Consider the following 440-nt stretch of genomic DNA (forward strand, 5'->3'; position numbering starts at 1 on the left):
GTCGTCTTGTATCTGAAAAGCAAGGCCAAGCTTTAGTCCGATATCATAAATTTTCTCGCACTCTCTTCCACTTAAATTTACTATCACAGCACCCATTTTTAGGCTTGCAGCGATGAGCTTTGCGGTCTTGTGGATGTGTAAAAAGACTAGTTCGTCAAGGCTTAGCATCTTGCCAGAGAGGCCAAATTTAGCCTTTGCTCTTTTGGTATCCTCTTTGTGCGTATTTTCAAAAAAACAATCCAATGCTTGACCTGGCACCATACCACTAGCTCCAGCATTTTGGCTTAAAATTTCCACGCATTTTATACGCGTATCAGCTGGTAGATCGGCACGTGAAATTTCATAAAAAGCATTCGTATTTAGCGCGTCTCCTGCGAGTATCGCAGTGGTCTCGTCTTATGTTACGTGAAGTGTTGGTGTGCCGCGCCTTAGGCTTGCGT

The 440-nt window shown here is 43.9% G+C and carries 1 pseudogene; it reads right to left on the reverse strand.

The features are described from left to right. Nucleotides 1-440, reverse strand: a pseudogene (locus CYP43_RS02570) (polyprenyl synthetase family protein); the annotation flags it as partial.

Origin of the sequence: Campylobacter concisus, assembly GCF_002913045.1 — a bacterium.
Lineage (GTDB): Bacteria > Campylobacterota > Campylobacteria > Campylobacterales > Campylobacteraceae > Campylobacter_A > Campylobacter_A concisus_AP.